The 22311-nt window shown below is 64.2% G+C and carries 20 protein-coding genes and 1 pseudogene; 9 read left to right on the top strand and 12 right to left on the bottom strand.

From position 1 onward, the window contains the following. Positions 1-36 precede the first annotated feature (36 nt). The 3 genes from D3D01_RS01350 to D3D01_RS01345 form a co-directional block, all read right to left on the bottom strand. On the bottom strand, positions 37-285 hold the full coding sequence (locus tag D3D01_RS01350; RefSeq protein ID WP_101349567.1) for a hypothetical protein: 249 nt from the start codon (positions 283-285) through the stop codon (positions 37-39). A 20-nt stretch (positions 286-305) separates the two neighbouring features. Continuing rightward, positions 306-461 (bottom strand): hypothetical protein, encoded by a 156-nt coding sequence (locus tag D3D01_RS23925; RefSeq protein ID WP_170083780.1) that lies wholly within the window; start codon positions 459-461, stop codon positions 306-308. 80 nt (positions 462-541) lie between these two features. Then, positions 542-2458, bottom strand: coding sequence for a beta-CASP ribonuclease aCPSF1 (locus tag D3D01_RS01345; protein WP_101349568.1), 1917 nt, complete (start codon positions 2456-2458; stop codon positions 542-544). 268 nt (positions 2459-2726) lie between these two features. On the opposite strand from D3D01_RS01345, the gene D3D01_RS01340 reads away from it, so the two are divergent. Beyond that, complete coding sequence (locus D3D01_RS01340; protein WP_101349569.1) at positions 2727-3209, top strand: hypothetical protein; 483 nt, start codon at positions 2727-2729, stop codon at positions 3207-3209. Positions 3210-3499: 290 nt separating this feature from the next. Here the strand turns inward: D3D01_RS01340 and D3D01_RS01335 are convergent, their stop codons facing one another. From D3D01_RS01335 to D3D01_RS01320, 4 genes are all read right to left on the bottom strand, one after another. Then, entirely contained in the window at positions 3500-4558 is a 1059-nt protein-coding gene (locus D3D01_RS01335; protein ID WP_121511000.1) for a hypothetical protein, read from the bottom strand. A gap of 79 nt (positions 4559-4637) precedes the next feature. Then, the gene (locus tag D3D01_RS01330) at positions 4638-5906 is read right to left on the bottom strand and encodes a Tat pathway signal protein (protein WP_121510999.1); all 1269 of its coding nucleotides are present in this window, start codon (positions 5904-5906) and stop codon (positions 4638-4640) included. Between the two features lie 75 nt (positions 5907-5981). After that, positions 5982-6485 carry a helix-turn-helix domain-containing protein gene (locus D3D01_RS01325; RefSeq protein WP_121510998.1) on the bottom strand — a complete coding sequence of 168 codons (504 nt, stop codon included), beginning with the start codon at positions 6483-6485 and terminating at the stop codon, positions 5982-5984. Continuing rightward, positions 6482-6817 carry a hypothetical protein gene (locus D3D01_RS01320; protein WP_121510997.1) on the bottom strand — a complete coding sequence of 112 codons (336 nt, stop codon included), beginning with the start codon at positions 6815-6817 and terminating at the stop codon, positions 6482-6484. The genes D3D01_RS01325 and D3D01_RS01320 overlap by 4 nt, the downstream gene beginning before the upstream one ends. An 81-nt stretch (positions 6818-6898) precedes the next feature. Here D3D01_RS01320 and D3D01_RS01315 point away from each other — a divergent pair, with 81 nt between their 5' ends. The 3 genes from D3D01_RS01315 (at position 6899) to proS (ending at position 10062) form a co-directional block, all read left to right on the top strand. Next, positions 6899-7621 (top strand): hypothetical protein, encoded by a 723-nt coding sequence (locus tag D3D01_RS01315; RefSeq protein WP_121510996.1) that lies wholly within the window; start codon positions 6899-6901, stop codon positions 7619-7621. Between the two features lie 96 nt (positions 7622-7717). Next, complete coding sequence (locus tag D3D01_RS01310) at positions 7718-8503, top strand: S-adenosyl-l-methionine hydroxide adenosyltransferase family protein (RefSeq protein ID WP_121510995.1); 786 nt, start codon at positions 7718-7720, stop codon at positions 8501-8503. Positions 8504-8607: 104 nt separating this feature from the next. Beyond that, a complete protein-coding gene (gene proS, locus D3D01_RS01305) occupies positions 8608-10062 on the top strand; it encodes a proline--tRNA ligase (RefSeq protein ID WP_101349576.1) in 1455 nt (484 codons plus the stop codon). A gap of 17 nt (positions 10063-10079) precedes the next feature. On the opposite strand, the pseudogene D3D01_RS24985 reads toward proS, so the two are convergent. Further along, positions 10080-11040: pseudogene (locus D3D01_RS24985) on the bottom strand (patatin-like phospholipase family protein). 485 nt (positions 11041-11525) lie between these two features. Here D3D01_RS24985 and D3D01_RS01295 point away from each other — a divergent pair. The 3 genes from D3D01_RS01295 to D3D01_RS01285 all read left to right on the top strand — a co-directional run bounded on the left by D3D01_RS01295 (position 11526) and on the right by D3D01_RS01285 (position 17800). After that, positions 11526-11939 carry a CBS domain-containing protein gene (locus tag D3D01_RS01295; RefSeq protein ID WP_121510994.1) on the top strand — a complete coding sequence of 138 codons (414 nt, stop codon included), beginning with the start codon at positions 11526-11528 and terminating at the stop codon, positions 11937-11939. A 154-nt stretch (positions 11940-12093) separates the two neighbouring features. Then, the gene (gene gltB, locus D3D01_RS01290; RefSeq protein WP_121510993.1) at positions 12094-16641 is read left to right on the top strand and encodes a glutamate synthase large subunit; all 4548 of its coding nucleotides are present in this window, start codon (positions 12094-12096) and stop codon (positions 16639-16641) included. Positions 16642-16828: 187 nt separating this feature from the next. Beyond that, a complete protein-coding gene (locus D3D01_RS01285) occupies positions 16829-17800 on the top strand; it encodes a prohibitin family protein (protein WP_121510992.1) in 972 nt (323 codons plus the stop codon). A 124-nt stretch (positions 17801-17924) separates the two neighbouring features. Here the strand turns inward: D3D01_RS01285 and D3D01_RS01280 are convergent, their stop codons facing one another. Then, positions 17925-18485, bottom strand: coding sequence for a type IV pilin (locus tag D3D01_RS01280; RefSeq protein WP_232794524.1), 561 nt, complete (start codon positions 18483-18485; stop codon positions 17925-17927). Positions 18486-18701: 216 nt separating this feature from the next. Between D3D01_RS01280 and D3D01_RS01275 the strand changes: the two genes are divergently transcribed. Next, positions 18702-19685 (top strand): NAD-dependent epimerase/dehydratase family protein, encoded by a 984-nt coding sequence (locus D3D01_RS01275; protein ID WP_121510991.1) that lies wholly within the window; start codon positions 18702-18704, stop codon positions 19683-19685. Positions 19686-19688: 3 nt separating this feature from the next. On the opposite strand, the gene D3D01_RS24450 is transcribed toward D3D01_RS01275, so the two are convergent. Further along, entirely contained in the window at positions 19689-19964 is a 276-nt protein-coding gene (locus D3D01_RS24450; RefSeq protein WP_233563192.1) for a TrmB family transcriptional regulator sugar-binding domain-containing protein, read from the bottom strand. Beyond that, entirely contained in the window at positions 19856-20404 is a 549-nt protein-coding gene (locus D3D01_RS01270) for a TrmB family transcriptional regulator sugar-binding domain-containing protein (protein ID WP_233563208.1), read from the bottom strand. Before D3D01_RS01270 ends, D3D01_RS24450 begins: the two co-directional genes overlap by 109 nt. 303 nt (positions 20405-20707) lie before the next feature. Here D3D01_RS01270 and D3D01_RS01265 point away from each other — a divergent pair, with 303 nt between their 5' ends. Beyond that, positions 20708-21766 carry an NAD(P)-dependent glycerol-1-phosphate dehydrogenase gene (locus D3D01_RS01265; protein ID WP_121510990.1) on the top strand — a complete coding sequence of 353 codons (1059 nt, stop codon included), beginning with the start codon at positions 20708-20710 and terminating at the stop codon, positions 21764-21766. Here the strand turns inward: D3D01_RS01265 and D3D01_RS01260 are convergent. After that, positions 21763-22281 (bottom strand): NUDIX domain-containing protein, encoded by a 519-nt coding sequence (locus D3D01_RS01260; RefSeq protein ID WP_101349583.1) that lies wholly within the window; start codon positions 22279-22281, stop codon positions 21763-21765. The two genes, D3D01_RS01265 and D3D01_RS01260, sit on opposite strands and share 4 nt — an antisense overlap. Positions 22282-22311: the final 30 nt, after the last annotated feature.

Below are 22311 nucleotides of genomic sequence, written 5' to 3'. Positions count from 1 at the left end.
GGCGGTCAAAGCCGGACCGAATGGGTTAGCGGCTGGCTACGACCCGCCACGCTTCCGGAACCAGACACGCTCGCCGACCGGGCTCTCGTTGTCACCGATGTCCAGCCGACTGATAAACAGGTCGCGAACGGCCATGGTAACGACGAGTTCAGTTGGCTCGCCGGACTCGTTTTCGACGGTGACGACACAGTGGCCGTCTCGCTCCGCTAGCTCGGCAATTGTGCCGACCGTCCAGCGGTCGCGGTGGTGTGACGGTTCCTGGGCGTGAATTCGGTCGTGATTCATGAGGACTGCTCCGAGTTATCTCAGCGGTTCCACTCGTAGAACCACCATGCTCCACCGAGCACCATCAGGCCGATTCCGAGTGTCGACGTCGCAGGCTCCGGGATGATAAACAGCACGAGTCCGATGAGCACCATCCCGACCGGTTCGAGTTCGTCGAGATACTGGGTGATGTCCATACGCGGTGGTTCACCCGCCTGCCGTATAGAGGTTCGTCTGGCTATCGGGGAGTGAGAATGAACCGGGAACAGCAACTGGCTCAGCGGAAGCGGAACGTTTCGAGGTTCTCCGGCGCGAAGGTCCGAATGTTCTGGTCGTGGTACAGCGACGAGGAGAGGTCCTGTGTCGCCGATTCGTCGCCGTGGACACAGAGGATTTTCTCGGGCCGAGGGTTCATCGTCTTCACGAAGTTCTCTAGCCCCTGGCGGTCGGCGTGGCCGGAGAAGCCGTCGACCGTCTCGACGGTCATCTCCAGCGGGACCGTTTCGCTGCGCCCGCTGCGACCGACGGGCACCTCGTCGACACCGCGCTGGACTCGGTTGCCGAGCGTCCCCTGTGCCTGGTAGTCGACGAAGGTAAGCGCCGAATCCGGGTCGGGGCCGAGCTGTTCGAGCCAGGACATGACCGGGCCGCCGGTGAGCATCCCGGACGTAGAGAGTATGATACAGGAATCGCCGTCAGCGATTTCAGCCCGTTCCTCGTCGCCGCCGTCGATCGGGTTGAACTGGTCTGCCAGAAACGGGTTCTCGTCTTCGTCGAAGATGCGGTCCTGCAGGCCGTCGCGGAGATACTCGGGGTAGGTCGTGTGAACGGCTGTCGCCTCCCAGATCATCCCGTCGAGATGGACCGGCATCTCGGGGATGTCGCCGTTCCGCATTGCCTCTTCGAGGACGAGCATGAGTTCCTGCGACCGCCCCGCAGCGAAGGTCGGAATGAGGACCTTCCCACCACGGTCGTAGGCGTTCTGGATAATCTGCTTGAGCTTTCGCTCCGAGTCCTCCTGGTCGGTTTGGTAGTCGTTGCGGCCGCCGTAGGTCGACTCCAGCACGAGCGTCTCCACTCGCGGGAAATCGTTGACAGCGCCGTCGAACAGGCGCGTGTCGTCGTAGTGGATGTCACCGGAGAAGGCGACGTTGTACAGGCCGTCGCCGACGTGGAAGTGACACACCGACGAGCCGAGGATGTGGCCGGCGTTGTGCAGCGTCAGCTTGATATCGGGCGCGATGTCGGTCACGTCGCCGTACTCCAGTGGGATTGTGTGTTTGATCGCCTCGCGGACCATCTCGGAGTCGTACGGCGGGGTCCGGCCGTCGTCCGCGGCGGTGTCGAGGTAGTCGAGCGTCAGCAGTCCCATGAGGTCCCGCGTCGGCTCGGTACAGTAGATGGGCCCGTCGTAGCCGTACTCGAACAGCAAGGGGACCAGCGCGGAGTGGTCCAGATGCGCGTGGGTCAGGACGACGGCGTCGATACCGTTGGTCCCGGCCCCGAACGCCTCCGGGATGTCCAGATACGGCTGCTCGCCGTTCGCGCCGGGCTTGTTCCCGCAGTCGATGAGGATTCGCGTATCCGGCGTCGAGAGGATAAACGCGGTGCGGCCGACTTCACGACAGCAGCCAAGCGTCGTGATGCGGACGTACTCGTCGTCGGACATCGGCTCGCGGTGGATCTGCCGGCCGACGCGTTCGAGGATGTCACGACGGTCTTCGCGCTCTTGCTTGAGGAAGTTCCGGACGTTCTCGACCGTCGAGGACTCGATTGGTGGCGTTCGAACGACTTCGGGCGTCCACCCGACCTCCTGTGTGATCTCACGCAGGGTCGCGCCGCGCCGGCCGATGACGACGCCGGGCTTCTGTGCCTGAATGACGACTTCGCCGGTATCAGCGTGGAAATTCAGGTCCATGACGCCGGCCTCCTCGGGGATAAGTTCCCGAATCGCCGCCTCGGCCTCGGCTGGCGGGGCCAGAACGTCCGGGTCCGGGCGAACTGTGATGCGTTTGCGGAGTTTCGACGCGAGCCGGCGAACGAGGTCGCTGTTCGCGGCGAACTCCTTCGGGTCCCGCGTGTATATGACGAGTTCCGGTCCCTCGTACGTGACATCCGAGACGGAGATACGGCGCGGGACTTCCTCGTCGATCGTTGCTTTCACGTCTTCGAGTTGCTTGTCTACAGTGCTCATAGCTCAAAACGGGGAGTCATCCCGGTAGCGGGGCCGTCCACGGCTGGCGCGGGCCGACCTGGTGCCGCGGGATGTACGCTCTCTAATAAAGTCATCAGTTATCGGTGAGTTGCCTCCGGACGTGGAGAGATGTCCGGAAAACCGTCCTCTATTTCTCAGTATTCCCCTCGTGTTATAAAAGCCTTCGCAATACGGAGGTCGGACCTGTCCCACAGTCGCCGTTGCGCGTGCCCACAAGCGGTAAGCGGCCTCCACGTCAGATGCCGACATGCGACTGACACCTGAAACCGTCGACGAGGAGTACAAGCGGGTGCAGGACCGGGCCAGCGATGTCGTCCCGCTGATAAACGACACGCGGGCCCACCTGGGTTCGCAGTTCGGCGTCGACGTTGACATGCTCACAGACGACGCCTACACGGCCGCCATTGACGAGGTGTTCGCCGACGGCGACCGGGCGGTCAACGTCGCCGCGCTGGTCCGTTTGCTCCGAACACTGGACGTTACAGGCGATTACCCGGGCTTTGTTATCGACGAACTCCTTGGCCGCGAGTTAGCGGCGATGATTGCCGGCGAGCAGCCGCTCCGACTGCTCGCGGAAGCGACCTTCCACGTCGCGGACGTGCGAACCCACGGAGCCGATACAGCGACCGCAGGCGCTGACGACCTCGATGCCGCGCTCGCGGCCGGGGTCCAGACGCGAGTCCCGGGCTGGCCGTGGCAACAGGCCGAGAGTCCGTTCGGTGTCGAATGAGGTCGGCCTTGTTGCGTGTGTCCCCATCAGGTATTGCCGTCATTTGCGCCGCACGCTACTGAGATTGACTGAGGGAAACTATCTTAGTGATAGCTGAGAATTATATCTCAAACAGATAATAGCCTCTGATGTCTAACTCCAAAATCCCAGGACAGTGCCCGAGGTGTGGCTCGGTGAACGTTACCGTAATCAAGGTGGCACCGTCGGACCACGACCGCGGTGACGGATGGGCGACCCGCACGGAATGCGACGACTGCCAAGACTACGTCGAATGGATTGACTGATTGTGGTCAGGCACCCGAAAATGAGAACGACGGCGTTGTCAGGAACGCCGTCTCGTACCCCTCGTGACGGGACACCTGCGGCGGGGCGACGACGTCGACGCCGACGGACGGTTCCTCCACTGTCGTCTCGACGACCGCGCCGTAGTGGTACCCGAGGTCGGGGTGGACCGCGGCGGTCAGCGCGTCCTCGAACACCGTGTCGCCGTCGGCCTCTACGGTTCCGTCGAGAGACATCATCGGCAGGGGAACGCGGTTGTACGGCGTCCGGGCGGACACGGCGAGATACGACTGCCCTTCGGTGAGGAACGCGGCGTCCTGCAGCCACATGACGGCGTATACGCCGTCGCTTCCTTTGTCCGTCCCAAGCACGGTCCCGGGCAGAGCCGACACTTCGGGGACCTGTGAGGTTGGCATCATGTCCATGTTCATCAGGTCGACTGCTGCGCGTTCGCCCTGTGAGTCCGGGAACTCATCGAAAGCGAGCTGGTCGCGGGTGCTCTGTGCGAAGTCGAATTCGACTGTTGCCTCGCCGGCCTCGTCGAATCGGCCGTCGAAGGCTCCGAGCCTCCGCTCGTTCATGCCGTTGACGCGGACCGAGAGTTGATAGACGCCGTCGCCGTCGAGCGCGTAGTTGTCGCCGTAGTGAAAGCCCATGTTCTGGGAGATCATCGGCCACGGGGACTTGTCGGTGACCGTCTCGCCGTCACGCTCGATGGTGATGGAGAGGCCGGCGGACACCGGGAGGACCGTCTCCGTCTCGGGGTCCCAGACAGTCGCCATCAGGTGGATGCTGTCTTCGCTCCGGATGGTGACCTTTTCGGCCGTCGTCCCGGTGACCGTCCAGAAGCGGTGAGGAAAAGAGTAGCTCAGTCCGACCATGTACTCACCCGCCTGTGCCATCCCGGCCATTCCCATCCCCTCGGCGTGGGTAGGGCGGTACGTGGCATCGGGTCGGTTTTCGACCAGCGGTGGGGCGCGTGTCGACTGGGAACTCAGCGAACCACACCCCGCCAGGACCGTCGTGCCGGCGAGGCCGGTACTGGCGAGGAACTGTCGGCGATTCATGAACCGCCTTTCGGTCCTCATCTGAAAGACCGTTCTGGTACGGCGGCCGAAAGCCGGACTGTGTGGCTCCGCCTCCCGCTCACGCGTCCGGGTTCGCTGGCGGCAGGGACCGTAGCGACCGCGGCGGGAGCAGGTAGTTCCCGCGCCGCGTGACTGTCATGTACTGGAGAATGCCGTTGTTCACCTGCTGACCGACGGCGGACTCGTTAGCGACGTCCGTTCCGTTCATCGCCTGTTTCGTGGCGACGAAGTCGGCGATAGAGCGCTGCAGCGAGAGGAAGTGCAGTCCCGCTTCGCCGCCGTCGGTCGAATCGAAGTCCCGGCGGAGAATGGTCGGTGTCCCGTCCTCTCTGACGCGGGACATCTTCTGTGCGTGACCGACGACGCCCTTCCGACGGCCGCTGTCGACCACGTCGTCGGGACACTCGCCGGCACCGTTGTCGGTGCCGAGGTTCTCGCCGACGCCTTCGACCTTGTCCTCGGCGGCGTGGGCCGGACAGAACATCTTCGAGACGCGCTGGCCCCGGGAATCCTGTTCGTACCACTGCTGGAGTTGCAGCCGGATCTTCGAGAGGTGCTGTGTCGCACCGCCGGCGAACGGTCCCGAATCGACCGTCACTCGGTCCTCGGAGGCTTGGTTTTCCTTGAACCCGGACTTGAACCCCATGAACAGCGGAGCCTCGTCGGGGACCGGTTCGGAGTCCGGAATCCCGTCGACGTCCTGATTCTCGGCGGGCAGGCCAGCCCCGACGAACCCCGTGCGGCGCTCCGCCTCACTGAAGACGCCCTCGAAGGTCGCGCTCATGTCCTGGTCGTTGGCGCTGTCGCGGTTGCCTTTCAGCGCCTCCTCGGCCTCGATGACGACTCGCTCGTCGTCACTGGCGAGATGTAGTAGCGCGTCGGGCGTGTCGAGTTCGGGGTCTTCGAAGGGGGCAAGCGCCATCGGCTCTGGCAGGTCGACGCCGGCTACGTCGGCGTCGAAGCGGTCGAAGTAGGCCGGGCTGTACCCGAGCGTGAACAGCAACCCTTCGTTGCTCCATTCGTAGGCCCGCTCGAGGTCCCGAAGCGCCGATTCGACCTGCTCGCGGTCGCTATCCGACGGTATCCCGTCCTCAGTGTAGTCCAGTAGCAAGAGGACGTGGTGTCGCGACAGCCGATGGTTCCCCGCGTCGTCGGTCGCCAGCGACGCGTCCCATGCGTGCTGGCGGTCTGGAAGCGACGCGGGGTCGTCGGTTCCCTCGGGTATCGTCCCTGACCCGCGGTCGAGACAGGCGGCCAGCGCCGCGGTGCCGCCGATGGCGACGGCGCTCTTGGCGAACTCGCGTCGGGAAATCCCGCGTTCAGTCATCACCCACTCTATGGCCTGCTTGTCCAATTGGATTGTGGTACGGGACTCGAAAGCACCCCTGCCCGGGCAGTTGAGCTAGCCGCCCTCGAAGAGGCGGTCGAGTAACCGGGTGAAGCGGTCCGACAGGCGGTCCGAGGCCGTGGGGTCGACCGCCGCGAGCAGTTCGACAGTCGAGTCCGGCCGGCAGAGCGCCAGCGTCACTCGTCCCTCGCTCCGGCGCTTCTCGACGATATCGTGCTCGATCAGGCCGTTGAGATGGTGTTCGAGCGTACTCCGCGCGATGTCGAGGTGGTCAGCCACCTCGCCGGGGCGAGCGGTTTCGCACTCTATGAGCGCGACGAGAATATCTCTCGCCGTCTCCCGCCGGAAGAAGGCGATGGCGTGGCGTTCCCAGGGGTCGAACGACGCCGTGTAGTAGTGTGTCCGTCCGCTGACCGACTCGCTGTGTACGCGGTCGAGCCGAGCCAGATGGTACTGTACCTGTCCTGTTGCGAGGTCCAGCGCCCGCGTTAGCTCTCTGAAGTGGACACCTGGATTGGACTTGATATGCTGGTAAATCCGCGCTCTGGTATCGTTCATAGTCCCTCCTCGTCGAGGCGCTTCTCGACTGTTCGCGCGTAGTATACTGCGCCGAGGACGAGGGCGACGAAGAGGGTATCGAGCGCGTGTTCGAGGAAGTGGTGTGTCGGTCCCGAGACCAGCGAGAACCCCGACAGTAACGCGACGAGCGGGCGGGCAAACAGCGCGGTGAGCGCGAGCGCAATCAACAGATACGCACGCGTCCCGCGCTGTCGGTACGCGGCCAAGGCGAGCCCACACAGGACTGCCCCGGCCACAGCGGAGAGGACGACGACGGCTGCGATGTCCCAGCTCCCGGCACCGAGATAGCCCCCAATACTGAGCGGATTCACCAGGGATTTACTTCGGAACCCGGGTGCCTCAGTCGTTCGGTTTTGCGCGACTTTTTTATCGGACCGCTGAGACGTGGCGGTATGGACTGCATCGGCTTCATCTGCGAGCCTGAACACCCGGTGTTCGGTGCCGTCGCAGAGCGGCTCTCCGCCCGGGGGTTCGATGTCCAGTTTCTCCGCCCCGGAAATCCGGTGGCCAAAGCCGATATCGACGACCTGGCTGCGCTTGTCAACACGACGCTTCGGCCCGAGTCGTTCAGCGCACTGTGGTACGCTGACAGAACCGGTACCGAGACGTGGAACGGCTTCCTGCCGACGACGGCGCTCGCCTGTCGGCTCGTTGCCCTGCACGGACTGGAGCAGGTCGGCTGTCGGGTCCCGGCCGTCTGGTTCGAGAAGCCGGACTGTGACTACACTGCCCGGACTCGGTACTCGTGGGACGGTGTGCCAGCGGACAGCGACGAGGGCGATTTCTATCAGGCCTGTGTTCGGGAGGAACCGGTCGAGTACAAGTACTTCGCTGTCAATGACGGCCGCGAGACTCATCTGCGAGCGATTCAAGTCCGGTCGGAAGTGTCCGGGCTGGACCGCGTCATCAGCGAGGAGACTGTCGAGGTGACGCTCGCGGCCCGCGTCCGCGAGTTGCTGGACCGCTTTGGCGCGCGGGCGCTCTGCGTGGAGTTCGTCGAAAGCGAATCGGAAGTGTACGCACAGGCTGTCGACCCCGTTCCGGGATTCACCGGGACTGGGATGGAACGCCGCGTCGCCGACTCCATTGCCTCGTTGACGACGATTGGTGCCTGAGCGGGCGGTGGCGCCGGACACATTCGACACTGTCTCCCTGTTATCAAGGCACAAGATTATACAGGCGCACCGACGTGGTAGCGACCGGAGCTTCACATGAGCACGTTCGTTCATCTCATTGCGGATTACGGCCCCGCTGACCCGGCCTTCTCAGAGGTCGTCCACCGTCTCACTGCCGCCGACCCGACGATGACTGTCCAGTCGAGCGAGGTACAGCCGTTTTCGACGGTCGCCACCGGCTTCTGGATCGCGCAGCTCGGTGTCCACAACCCCGCCTTCGACGACCTGCTGATTTACTCGAACACGGCACCGCGAACGACGGAATCAACGCCAGAACGGGCCGATACCGGCGGCCCACTGTGCTATCTCGAACTGGACAACGGCGTTCCTGTCGTTGCCGTCGACGCCGGCTACAACCTCTCGTTTGTCGCCGACCACGCCACGACCGTCCGCGAGGTCGAACTGCCGGCCGACACCGGCCAGTTCCGATCGCGAGACCTGTTCCCGCGTCGCGTCGCCGAGATAGCCAACGGGGACCGCTCGTCGCTGGGCGCGGAGCGGTCGCTTGCGGACGTGCCTGCCCCGCCCAACTCCGTGGTCTGTCACGTCGACGGGTACGGGAACGTCAAGACCTCGATTCGGACCTCGGTGTTTGACCCGGGAAGCGACACGGTCGTCGTCGAACTCAACGGCGAGTCCCGTGAGGTCGTCGTCAGAGAGGCCGTGTCGGACGTTCCGGAGGGGTCCCTCGCTATCGTCCCGGGGTCGGCCGGCGGTGGCGACCCGTATCAGGAGCTGTTCCTGCGCGGCGGCTCCGCGGCGGCGGCCTTCGGCCAGCCGGAGTCGGGCGACGAACTCACAGTCCAGTCGGTGCGGGATTGAACCCTCGCTGGCACACGGCACGGTGCGGACCCGCTCCGGTCGGTGTGCCAGCGGCTCACCACCCTTCGGGGAGTTTATTAGCGCCCTGGGCCAGGACACACCTAATGAGTGGCGAGCAGGAACTCGGTATCACCGAGAGCAAGGAGCATTCACCCGGCGAGTGGTACGCCGAGGTCGTCCAGAAGGCAGGCCTCGCGGACTACGCCCCCATGGGCGGGTTCATTGTCACGCGTCCACGCGGCTACGCTATCTGGGAGCGTATCCAGAACAACCTCGACGGCTGGTTCAAAGACACCGGCGTCCAGAACGCATACTTCCCGCTTTTCATCCCTGAGAGCTATCTGGAGAAAGAGAAGGACGTGGTCGAGGGGTTCGACCCCGAGGTCGCGTGGGTGACCCACGGCGGCCACGACGAACTCGAAGAGCGTCTCGCTGTCCGGCCTACCAGCGAGTCTATCATCGCGCCGTTCATGGCGCAGTGGACCCGCTCGCACCGAGACCTCCCGATGCGGCTGAACCAGTGGTGTTCGGTCGTCCGGTGGGAGGCGACCGAGACCAAGCCGTTCTTCCGCACCAAGGAGTTCCTTTGGCAGGAGGGCCACACCGCCCACGCCGACGAGGACGGCGCGTGGGAGGAGACGATGACCCGGCTGGACCAGTACGCCCGCCTCTACGAGGAGGTCATGGCGATGCCGCCGCTGAAGGGCCGGAAGCCGCCCCACGACAAGTTCCCCGGGGCGCACACGACGACGACCATCGAGACGCTGATGCCCGACGGCAAGACCGTGCAGGCGGCCACCTCCCACTACCTCGGGACCTCCTTCGGCGAGGCCTTCGACATCACCTACGCCGACGCCGACGAGGAGGAGAACACCGCCCACACCACCTCCTGGGGGCTGTCCTGGCGCGCGATGGGCGCGCTCATCATGACCCACTCCGACGACCAGGGGCTCGTGCTCCCGCCCGCGCTCGCCCCCGACCAGGTCGTCGTCGTCCCCATCTGGCAGGAGGACAACAAGGACGAGGTCGTCGACTACGCCGCGGACCTCGCCGCCGAACTCGACGAGGCCGGCGTCCGCGTCGAACTCGACGACCGCGAACACCGAAATCCCGGCTTCAAGTACAACGAGCACGAACTCCACGGCGTCCCGCTCCGGGTCGAAATCGGCCCCCACGAGGTCGAGGACGGCGAGGCGACGCTCGTCCACCGACCCGACGGCGAGAACGCGACTGTCGACCGCGAGGACATCGCCGAGACGGTCGAGGAGCACCTCGACACCGTCCACGCGAAGCTCTACGCCGACGCCGAGGAGACGCTGGAGGGCGAGATTCGCGAGGCCGAGTCCCGCGAGGAGATCCTCGGCACCATCGGCCAGCACGGCGGCTACGTCAAGTGTGGCTGGTGTGGCGACGAGGACTGTGAGGAGCCCATCAAGGACGCTATCGCGGCCGAAATCGTGATGGTCCCGCTGGACCGCGACGAGGAGCCGATTCACGACGACTGCGCTATCTGCGGCGAGGAGGCCGAGGAGACAGCGTACTTTGCCAAGAGTTACTGACTAGGCGGTTCGGCTGCTTATTTCGGCAACCGATCCAGAAACGCGTCGGCCTCGGCTCGGCCCGTTTCCATGACGGCCTCGATGAACCGAGGGTCGCGGTCGCGTTTCGAGGCTGCTGTCAGCTTCGTATCAAGCACCAGTCGACGTATTCCACGTGTTTGAAAGCCTCCGGGAGATACTCCTGTTCGATCCAGTCGTTGACTTTCTGGACGAAGAACAGCTCCTGATTCAGCGAGAGATTCCCGGCTAGTTCCTGCCGACGGTCGGTGATCTCTGCCAGCGATGTCGGACGGTCGTCGCGGGTCTGTGGCTCGATCTGGATGATGCATATCTCGTCCGGTTTCGGTCGGTCGCTGGTCAGGAACTCCCGTATCGGTGGGTTCTGTGAGAACAGACCGTCCCAGTGCCAGTGGCTGTTCAACTCGACAGCCTCGTACAGCAGCGGGAACGCGGCCGAGGCAAGCACTGCCTTCGACGTGGCGGTAGCATCGGTGAACGTCTCGAACACGCCGCTGTTGACGGTGACCGTGCCGATGGTTACGTGTGGCGGTGCCTCGTCGGTGAGGCTGTCGAACTCGTCGAACGCGATGTGACGGTCAAGCAGTGACAGGTACCAGTCGTGGCCGACCGCGCCAGGCGTCGCGTAGGGCGAGATATCGGCCGCGGGGAGCATCCGGTTTTGCAGTCTCGCTTGTGCCACACGGGCGATTGGTGCAGCAGGACTGAGGGCGGCGTCGTCGCGGTGACATCACACCAGACCTCCTCCAGTAGCTCCCCGGCATGGTCGGGGCTTTCACTGAGCAGGCCATACCAGGCCGTGACCGCACACAGAGCGCCGCCGGAGGGACCACTCAATCCCACGAGATTGTACTCGGTGTCGACCGCTGGCAGGAGTCGCTGTAGCGCACCGGCGGTAAACGCGCTATGACTGCCGCCGCCCTGACAGGCGATGGCGACGCTGGGGCCATGACCAGACATGGTTTAATTCATATACGAAGAGCTTGCATAGATAATTGCCGGCCCACCGATACTGCCGGCTGTGCGCCCGTGAAACATGTTGCGGCCGAGAGGTGGCACGTCTCTTCACGAAGGCACAGCCAGTAGTATGAAGGAAGGATGGGGTCGGGGAGCGTGTGACATTTTCCTCCGTGCCCCCGATGACCACTGCTGGCCCTATGTATATAAATCGCCGTCAGACTAGGGTCATACAAACGCCAAACGGCGAACAGATACCGTCGTGGGAACTACGATTCAGCCGACCGCTTGCGACGGCAACGGGACCTCGACAGCCCCGTGATGGTCGAGCAGTCGGCACGGGCAATCGGAGATAGCTGGCAACTTCTTGAACGGCGGATTCATCGCAGTGACCGAGCATATTAAGACCTTATATATTCCTCAGGTGGTGGAATCGACAGATATCCGGAACCAACACGGTTATATCACGTCCCATGTTATCGACTAGCATGGAAGACGTGTTTGTCGGACGGATTATGTCATCGCCAGTCACCACTGTTGCCGCCGATGCGAACGCGAAAGCGGTCGCCAAGCGGATGCTCGACGAGAGCATCAGTTCTGTTGTTGTCGTCGACGCTGACGGAGAGTTGCGGGGGATTCTCACCTCCACGGACTTCGTCGAGATCGCCGCAGAGGGCGGCGATACGACGGGACTGGCCGTATCTGACTACATGACGACGGACCTGATTACAGTAACGGCAAACGACTCCGTCGAGGCGGCCGCAAGTCTGATGCTAGACCATACTGTCCACCATCTCCCGGTCGTCGACGAGACGGAAGGTGTCGTCGGAATGTTGACGACAACTGACATGACGGCATACGTTTCGGGCATCGAGCAGTCATCTGCACCCGTGCTCGGTTGAACACCGTGTAAACCGACAGCCCTCGAACAACGGTTTATAAATGATGATACAGTTCAAACAATCATGATGAATATATACTCCCTAATGTGGGGTTAAACAACACTAATACCATTAGGATTACCCTCTTATAGTGGCATCCCCAGTCGTGAAACACATGGTTGAGCGACAGACAGGTCTCTCTGCAGGCGACGCCGGGCTTGCAGATCCCACGGACGAACGGTCGAACTGTGGTGTCGGGGTCGTCATGGACCTCGACGGCCAGAGCGACCACTGGGTTGTATCGGACGGACTCGAACTCCTCGACAACCTCGAACATCGAGGGACAACAGGGGCCGAGCAAGATACGGGCGACGGGGCGGGCATCATGCTCCAGATTCCACACGAGTTTTTCACTGCCGAAGTCGACGCCGACCTGCCGCCCGCTGGCGAGTACGCCGTTGGCACGCTCTTTCTCCCGCAGGACGACGAAGCCGCCGACAGTCTGAAAGACCTCGTTGAGACGGAACTCGCCGCTGAGGGTCTCGATGTCATTGACTGGCGCGACGTTCCCACGGACAACAGCGACCTCGGCGCGACGGCGCTTGAATCCGAGCCGGACATCGTCCAGTTCTTCGTCACCTCCGCGACGGGCAAGACCGGCGACGCCTTCGAGAACCAGCTGTACGTCGGCCGCCGGGCGCTCGAAAACACTGTCGAGGAAGAGAAACCGGCGGGCCACGAGCGGTTCTACGTCGTCTCCCTCGCCACCGACGTCGTCGTCTACAAGGGCCTGCTCAAGGCCGAACAGCTCGAAGACTATTACCCTGACCTCGAAGACGAGCGGATGCAGTCGACGTTTGCGATGGTCCACGCCCGGTTCTCGACGAACACGCTGGGCGCGTGGCATCTCGCGCACCCGTATCGGCGCGTCATCCACAACGGCGAGTTCAACACGATTCAGGGGAACATCAACTGGATGCGCGCTCGGGAGACTGACATCCAGAGCGACGAGTTCGAGGGCGACTTAGAGAAGATCAAGCCCATCATCGACGACCCCGAGCAGTCAGACACCGCGAGCGTCGACAACGCGCTCGAACTCCTGCTTCAGGGCGGCCGCGACCTCCCCCACGCTCTGCGGATGCTCATCCCCGAAGCCTGGCGCGGCGAGATGAACGACGTGACCGGCGACCGGCGCGACTTCTACGACTACCACGCCTCGCTGGTCGAGCCGTGGGACGGCCCGGCGCTCGTCGCCGCGACCGACGGCGACCGTATCGGTGCGGTGCTAGACCGGAACGGCCTCCGCCCCTGCCGTTACGACGTACTCGAGGACAACACGCTCGTGATGTCCTCGGAAGCCGGCGCGCTGGAACACGACGCCAGCGAGATTCAAGAGCGCGGCCGCCTCCAGCCGGGCCAGTGCTTCCTCGCCGACCCCGAGGAGGGACGGGTCATCCCCGACGCGGAAGTCTTCGACGACATCACCGACGACAAGTACGGCGAGTGGGTCGCCCAGGAGCAGGTCGACATCGACGACGTGGCCGACCGCGAGGACAACGCGCCCCGGAATCCATCGGACGCGCTCCGGAGCCACCAGGCGATGTACGGCTACACCTACGACGAGGTCGACCACCTCATCGAGCCGATGGCCGAGAAGGGCAAAGACCCCGTCGGCTCCATGGGCGATGACACGCCGCTATCGGTGCTGTCGCAGTTCAACCGCCCGCTTTTCACCTACTTCAAGCAGCTGTTCGCCCAGGTGACGAATCCGCCGCTTGACTACATCCGCGAGGAACTCGTCACCTCACTGGAGTCTCGCCTGGGCCATCAGCGAAACATCCTCGACGAGAGCCAGGACCACGCCCGCCAGCTTGTCCTGGACTCGCCGATCCTCACCGACGAGGAGACGGCGTGCATCAAGGACCTGGACGAAAACGGCATGTCCACGAAGGTCATCGACATCACCTACGAGAAGGGCGGTGACCTCCGCCAGGCCGTCGAGGACGTGCGGGCCGAGGCCGACGCCGCCGCCAAGGAGCACGACGTCCTCGTGCTCTCCGACCGTGGCGCGGACGAGGACCGCGTGCCGATACCGAGCCTGCTGGCAGTCGGTGGCGTCCACCACCACCTCGTCCGCAACGGCCTCCGCAACCACGTCGGGCTCGTCGTCGAGTCCGGCGACCCGCGAGCCGTCCACCACTTTGCGACGCTCATCGGCTACGGGGCCGGTGCCGTCAACCCCTACCTAGCCTACCAGACCATCGAGGACCTGGTGGCCGGCCCGGACGGCGCGGACCTCCCCGACGCCATCGACGCCTACATCACCGCCGTCGAGGACGGCCTCCTGAAGACGATGGCCAAGATGGGCATCTCCACGGTCGAGTCCTACCAGGGTGCCCAGATCTTCGAGGCCGTCGGCCTCTCTTCGGACTTCGTCGCCGAGTACTTCGAGGGGACGACCTGCCGGACCGAGGGCATCGGCATCAAGGAAATCGAGGACGACCTCACCCAGCGCCACGAGGTCGCCTGGAGCGAGGAGGAACCCGACATGCCCCGCCAGGGCGAGTACGAGTTCCGCTCGAACGGCATCCACCACCAGTGGAACCCCAACACGGTCGGCAAGATTCAGCAGGCCGTCCGGATGGGCGACTACGACACGTACAAGGAGTTCGCCGAGCTGGTCAACGACCAGAACGAGGAGCTCCAGACCCTGCGTGGGCTGCTCGAGTTCGATTCCGATCGCGAGTCCATCCCCATCGAGGACGTGGAACCGGTCGAGGACATCGTCGAGCGCTTCGAGACCGCGGCGATGTCGCTCGGGTCGCTGTCGCCCGAGATGCACGAGAACAACGCTATCGCAATGAACCGGCTCGGGGCCAACGCCAACACCGGCGAGGGCGGCGAGCCGCCCGAGCGGTTCGACACCGAGAAGGAGTGTACGACCAAGCAGGTCGCCTCCGGTCGCTTCGGCGTCACCTCGGATTACCTCGCGTCGGCCGACGAGCTCCAGATCAAGATGGCCCAGGGCTCGAAGCCCGGCGAGGGCGGCCACCTGCCCGGCAAGAAGGTCAACGAGATGATTGCCCACGTCCGGTACGCGACGCCGGGCGTCGGCCTCATCTCGCCGCCGCCGCTGCACGACATCTACTCCATCGAGGACCTGAAACAGCTCATCCACGACCTCAAGGCCTCGAACCCCGAAGCCGACATCAACGTCAAGCTGGTCTCCGAGGACGGCATCGGGACCATCGCCGCTGGCGTCGCCAAGGCCAACGCCGACGTGGTCCACATCTCGGGCCACGACGGCGGCACCGGCGCGTCGCCGAAGACCTCCATCAAGAACGCTGGCCTCCCATGGGAACTGGGTGTTTCGGAGGCCAACCAGATGCTCCGGGCCACCGGCCTGCGCTCGCGCATCAAGGTGACCACCGACGGCGGCATGAAGACCGGCCGCGACGTGGCCGTCGCCGCCCTGCTCGGTGCCGAGGGGTACACCTTCGGGACCGCCTCGATGGTCACCTCCGGCTGCGTGATGGCCCGCCAGTGCCACGAGAACACCTGTCCAGTCGGCATCGCCACCCAGAACGAGAACCTCCGCGAGCGGTTCCCCGGCGAGCCACAGCACGTCATCAACTACATGACGTTCGTGGCCCAGGAACTCCGGGAGATCATGGCCGAACTCGGCTTCGAGACGATCGACGAGATGATCGGTCGGCCGGGCGTGCTGGCACAGCGCGACGACGTGTCCCAGCCGAAGGCCCAGAAGCTCGACCTCTCGTCTGTCATCGCAGAGCCGGCCGACAACGACGGCCGCTACAAGCAACGCGAGCAGACCCACGAGGTCGACGAGCAACTCGACTGGGAGCTCATCGACGCCGCCGAGGACGCCATCTACCAGGGCGACCCGGTCGCCATCGACGCCGACATCACCAACGTCGACCGCGCGGTCGGGGCGACGCTCTCGAACCGCATCTCCCGCGAGCACGCAAGCGACGGCCTCGCGGACGACACCATCCGGGTCGACTTCGACGGCACGGCCGGCCAGTCCTTCGGCGCGTTCCTCGCACAGGGCGTGACGATGGAGCTGACCGGGACGGCCAACGACTACGTCGGCAAGGGGCTCTCTGGCGGGAAGCTCGTTCTGAAAACGCCGGACAACGCTCCCTTCGACCCGACCGAGAACATCGTCATCGGCAACGTCGCGCTGTACGGCGCGACCCAGGGCGAGGCCTACGTCAACGGGATGGCCGGCGAGCGCTTCGCCGTCCGTAACTCCGGGGTCAAAGGCGTCGTCGAGGGCGTCGGCGACCACGGCTGTGAGTACATGACTGGCGGTGCCATCGTCGTGCTGGGCGAGACGGGCAAGAACTTCGCGGCCGGCATGTCCGGCGGCGTCGCCTACGTTTACGACCCCAACGGCGAGTTCGAAACGAAGGCAAACACCGGTATGGTGTCCCTGTCCGACACGCTGGAGGGTAAGGACCGCCAGATGATTACCCGACTCGTCGAAAACCACGCCGCCTACACCGACTCAGACCGAGCGGCGGAACTGCTTGAGGACTGGGACGCCGAACTGGAGAACTTCACGAAGGTGATGCCCGACGCCTACGCCGAGGTCATCAGCGACCGTGAGCGAGACGACGTGCGCAACGAACCGCCGGCCAAGGCCGCGCCGAGCGCTGAAGCCGCTGAGGCTGACTTCATCGCCTCCACCGACGACTGAAGCGCCGCCGGTCGGCACTTTCGTCCACGCAGTCGACATCGCTACTTTTCTTGTGATCGCGATTCGAAGGACTCCAGCAGCCGCGGTGTGAACCCGTGGCACGCAACCGCTGGCTCTATAGCTGTCGGGCCAAAGTGCTGGACATGGTCCCCGTACAACCACCCGCCGTATCACATCGGAGCACAGCATGAGTGACATCCCCGGTCCCGATCCCGATTCCGGGTCGGACATCGACGTCGACGTCGGCCGCGGCCTCCGCATCGCCGCCAGTGTCGTTGTCGCCCTCGCCGTCGCAACGGCGCTTTTCGGCGGCTATCACCAGGTTCCCGAAGGCCACGTCGGCGTCCAGAAATCGTTCGGTGCGGTAACCGGCGCTGAACTCCAGCCGGGCGCACACATTATTGTGCCTGTCAAGGACACCGTCCAGGACGTGGAGATCCGGCCACGGACCTACACCATGGCCAACACCGAGGGCGAAGGCGACAGAGCGGCACAATCCGACGCCGTGACGGTCCAGACGATCAACGGAACGACGGTCGATATCGACATCACTGTCCGGTACAAGGTGGACGAAGCAGACGCGTCAGGGTTCGTTATTCAGTGGCGGACCGTCGAACAGGCAGAAGAACGACTTATCCGACCGTCCGTCCGGTCGCAACTCCGCGACGAGGCTGCCGGTATCCAGACAAGTGAGATATACACCAGCAGCGGCCGCGAGCGGCTTGGCGAGGCAGCACAGCAGAAACTTAAATCTGCGTTCGAGGGCGAAGCGCTCGTCCTCGAAGAGGTGCAGGTCCGTGACGTCGACCTCCCGGACTCGTACGATCAGGCGCTCAACGACAAAGAAATTGCAAAGCAACGCGTCGAAGAGAAGAAATTCGAGATTCAACAGGCCGAACGCGAAAAGGAACGACAGGAGATTCGGGCCGAAGCCGACGCCCGGGTCATCGAAATCCGTGGTGAGGCGCTGCGGGACAATCCGGTCGTGCTGAAACAGCAGTACGTCCAGAGCATCGACGACTCGGATAAGGTCATTCTGGCGACTGATGACGAAGGGACACCGATCATCCTGCAGACTGGCAGGCACAGCGGTGGAAACACTTCCAGTGCCGATACTGGGTTCTCGACAAACGTGACGAACGCGACGGGCGGCAACTGACCGCAGACGCGAGGGTACGCCTCGTTTCGTATTTTATTTCGCTGTGTCACCTGTCGTAGAGGACGACCATCCGTGCACAGCATGGTAGCGATATCGGGACAGGCCGTGCAGAGTCCCTGCCGAATCAGGCCGTTAACTGCTGTCGAATAATAACCGCGTTTGACGGGGTGTGCACAACTCGGACGGTCACTGTGTCGCCCGGCCGCAAGTCACAGTCCCCGCCTGCGATCCGGAAAACGATCACGTCTCCGGGGCGGAACTCATCTGTGACCAGTGCCCCGGTAGTATCGGCACCGCGTTCCGTGAGCGAGCCAGTGCTCTCGTCGAAGATATCGTCGCCCTCGATATTGTCACCCTGTGGCCGATCGCCGGATTTCGCTGGGAGATTGACTAACCGCCCGTGCTTTTCAGTTCCGTCGCCGCCACAGTCAGCACTGACAGCCACTTCAATCTCCGAGACACGAATGACATCCCCGGCAACGTGTGTGATACGGACGATGCCTCCGCCGAACCCATCCTGTGGGGTAAACGCACCGTCGGATTGGCCGACCACGGGCGCTGTGTCATCCAACTTCTCTGCGAGGCCAAGCGTCGCCGCTGACAGCACTGCTGTGAGAACGACAGTGACCGCCACGAGGAGGATAACCGAAATCACCGAAGAGACAGCACGGGACTGATCTGTCACTGGGCCTGCTACTGTCTGTGTATACAAAAATATCCGCAACAGGAGCGCTACGAGATGTCGTCCTGAACCATACATGGCCGCCCCTCCCGCCCTGTTCTTCAGCGGGGCATCGGTCGTGATGTATCTCCAGCCAAACACTTGGCGTCAACTGTCGGACCCGCGGCAGACGCCCACGGTGAGCCACACTGTTTTGCGGATTCCGTCCGAGCACGGTGTATGGACAGTGTCCTCGTCATCGGCGGTGGGCGGTTCATCGGCCGGCACACAGTCACAGAGTTCCGAAACGCAGGCTACGACGTGACGATGCTCACCCGCGGCCAGCACCCGAACCCGTTCGCTGACACCGACGTCGCCCACATCGAGGGCGACCGAAACGACCGGGAGAGACTTGAAACCGCACGCGAGCGGGTCGACCCGGACGCTGTCGTCGACTGCGTGGCGTACTTCCCGCGCGACGTGCGAGAAGCGACCGACGTGTTCGCCGACGCCGAGGCGTACGTCTACGTCTCCAGCGGCGCGGCCTACGGCGTCGAGCGGACGCCCAAGCGGGAGGGCGAGACGCCGCTCGCGGGCTGTACCGACGCGCAGGCGACGACCGACAGCCGCGAGACTTACGGCCCGCGGAAAGCCGAGGGTGACCGCGAGGTATTCGCCGCCGCGGCCGACGGCGTGCGGGCGATGAGCGTCCGGCCGACCGTGGTGTACGGCCCCCACGACTACACCGAACGGTTCGCCTACTGGGTGGACCGCGTGGCCGAGTACGACCGAATCGTCGTCCCGAGCGACGGGCTCAGTCTCTGGCAGATGGCCTACGTCGAGGACGTGGCAAGTGCGCTCCGCCTCGTCGCGCAACGAGGGACGGCCGGCGAGGCGTACAACGTCGGCGACGAGCACGCGCCGACGCTCCGTGAGTGGGTCGACCTGCTCGCCGGCGTACACGAGACGGACGTTGAGACAATCGGCGTCGGCGAGCGTGAACTCGCGACCGCGGGGCTGGAGCCAGACGATTTCCCTATGTACCGCGATTCGCCGCATCTGCTATCGACGGCCAAGCTCCGCGACATAGGCTGGTCGTCGACGCCGCATGAGACGGCACTGGCCGTGACCGTCGCTGAACATCGGGAGAACGACCGAACCGGCCGCGAGTTCGGCCCTGCCCGGGACACGGAGACTGCGCTCATCGACCGTCTGACCGAGTGACCGCTACGCTCGACGCAGCGTCGTGTGCTTGACCTCGTAGTCCTCCAGGAACGCGCCGTATCCGCCGACGGTGATGCGCTCGGTGTCGACGACCAGCGAGTTCTCGAAGCCGAAGTCGCTGTCGTGGGGCTCAACGAGGTTCTGCCGGACATCGACGATCAAGCCGGTTATCACCTTGAAATCGGCGTCGGACCCCGTCGCCCGGGCGTAGAGGTCGGCGACGAGAGAGTCGCCGGCCCGGAGCGCGAGCGCGGTCGTGAACACGACTGTGCGGAACATGTCGTACCGGACCGGGAGCGAGGGGGCCGCGAGACCAGCACTCGCCGATGGGCCAGTAGTTGCCCAGGTAGGACCCGACGAGCACCGCCGCGACGGCTTCCTGTGTGAACGTTATCGCGTTCGTCTCGTCGTGGTCCCAGCTGGGCATCGTCGCCCGACAGGGTCAGGAGCACGAGGATGCCACGCTCGCGGGCACGGCGGAGCGTGTCGCGGATGTCGGGGAGCAGGTCGGCCGGGACCTGGAGCACGACCTCGCAGTCGGCGGCCTCAATGTGCCGTTTCAGGCGCTTGATGATGGTTGGTCTGGACTTGCTGACCTCGAAAGAGTGGTCGCCGGGCGAGCCGTCCTCGTACCGGGTCTGGACTGCCGTTTCGAGCGTGTCGAGTTCGCGTTTCAGCGCTTCGAAGGCCTCGAAGGAGCTGATCGCCACCTGCGTCATCTGGCCCGCCTTCTGTTCCAGCGTGAGGTCGTCGATGAGCGACCCGATGTCCGGTTGCGCCGCGACGGTGCCAACACCTGTGCCGGTCGCGGCCGCCACGCCGGCTATCCCTCGCCTTCAGAAACGTCCGCCGAGACGCCCGCATGCCGTCGTCAGTCGTGTCATGTACCATGACAACTCCACCCAAATGCCGATCTTAATACTCGTTTTTAGAAAATTGGTGTGTGATAGTTGTCAAAACGTTTGCCGCGACCGATACCACGCACCTAAACTGTTTTCACGCGTGCCCGGGGACAGGCAACCATGTTCGAGAAACGTACCTGGATTCGCCTGCCCCGGAACGTCGTGGTCGGGCACGGTGTCCTCGGCCGGACAATCGAGGCCGTGAGCGAGCTTCACCTGACCGGCCGGCCGCTCGTCGTCTCCAGTCCGACGCCACACGAGGTCGCTGGCAAGCGGGTCGTCGAACAGTTCGAGGACGCGGGGTACGACCCCTCGGAAATCGTTATTGAGGAGGCCAGTTTCGACGCCGTCCAGCGGGTCATCGACCACGCCGCCGAGATAGACGCGGGCTTCCTGCTGGGCGTCGGCGGCGGGAAAGCCATCGACATCACGAAGATGGCGGCCGACGACCTGGGCCTGGGCTTCGTCTCGGTGCCGACGGCCGCGAGCCACGACGGCATCGTCTCCGGGCGCGGCTCGGTCCCCGAGGGCGATACGCGCCACAGCGTCGCTGCCGAGCCACCGCTGGCCGTCATCGCCGACACCGAGGTGCTGGCGGAGGCCCCCTGGCGGCTGACCACCGCCGGCTGTGCCGACATCATCTCGAACTACACCGCCGTCCGCGACTGGCAGCTCGCCCACCGGCTCAAGAACGTCCCCTACTCCGAGTACGCCGGCGCGCTCTCACAGATGACCGCCGAGATGCTCGTCGAGAGCGCCGATTCGATAAAAAAGGGCCTGGAGGAGTCGTCCTGGATTGTCGTGAAGGCGCTCGTCTCCTCCGGCGTTGCCATGTCCATCGCCGGCTCCTCGCGCCCGGCCAGCGGCGCAGAGCACCTGTTTTCCCACCAGCTGGACCGGCTCGTCCCCGACGGCGCGCTCCACGGCCACCAGGTCGGCGTCGGCTCCATCATGACCGAGTACCTCCACAGCGGCCAGAAGGGGAAGTGGAAAGACGCCAGGGACGCCCTGGCCGCCATCGGCGCGCCGACGACCGCGGACGAACTCGGCATCGACGACGAGACGGTCATCGAGGCGCTGACGACGGCCCACCAGATACGCGACCGCTACACGGTGCTCGGCGACGGGATGAGCGAAGAAGCGGCGATAGAAGCGGCGACGGTCACCGGCGTTATCTAAACCAGTTCTGCGACCGCGACGTCGCTGGCGTCGTCCCATCGAATCGACGCTTCTGTCTCGTCGACCGCCTCGGTACCATCGCCGTCGTTGAGCGCAGCACCGTTGATTTCGGCGTCGAACACGATACTGAGTCGGTACACCGTCTCGGCGTTCGAGTCCGACTCGTTTCGCACGCCGCAGATGGTCGCCCGAACCGCGTCCCGAACCGTACACTCGACGCCGGCGGTTTCGGTGACGACCCGCCTGACCGCTGCCGCCGGCCGCTCGGCCCCCTGTGTCTGGCCCTTGGGGACTTCCCAGGATCCGTCAGTGTCCCTCAGCAACACGTCACCCGACTCGTTGTGGACGAACGCGTGGACGTCCACCTGCCCCTCTCGTGAGCGCTCGACAGCACGCTGGTACGCTTCCCCACCCACCGAAAAGGTGGTCTGGTCCACCGGTGTCGAGCCGAACTCCTGTTCGAGGCGGGCGAGGCGCTCTTGGACCCGCGCTCGCGAGCGCTCGGCTATCTCCATACGAAACGCTGCTTCGGCAGCATCATAAAG

The sequence above is a fragment of the Haloarcula sp. Atlit-7R genome, from assembly GCF_003666065.1.
In the GTDB taxonomy this organism is placed as follows: Archaea; Halobacteriota; Halobacteria; order Halobacteriales; family Haloarculaceae; genus Haloarcula; species Haloarcula taiwanensis.
Note: the sequence above shows the minus strand (reverse complement) of the source record. Positions and strands in the feature narration are given on the sequence as shown.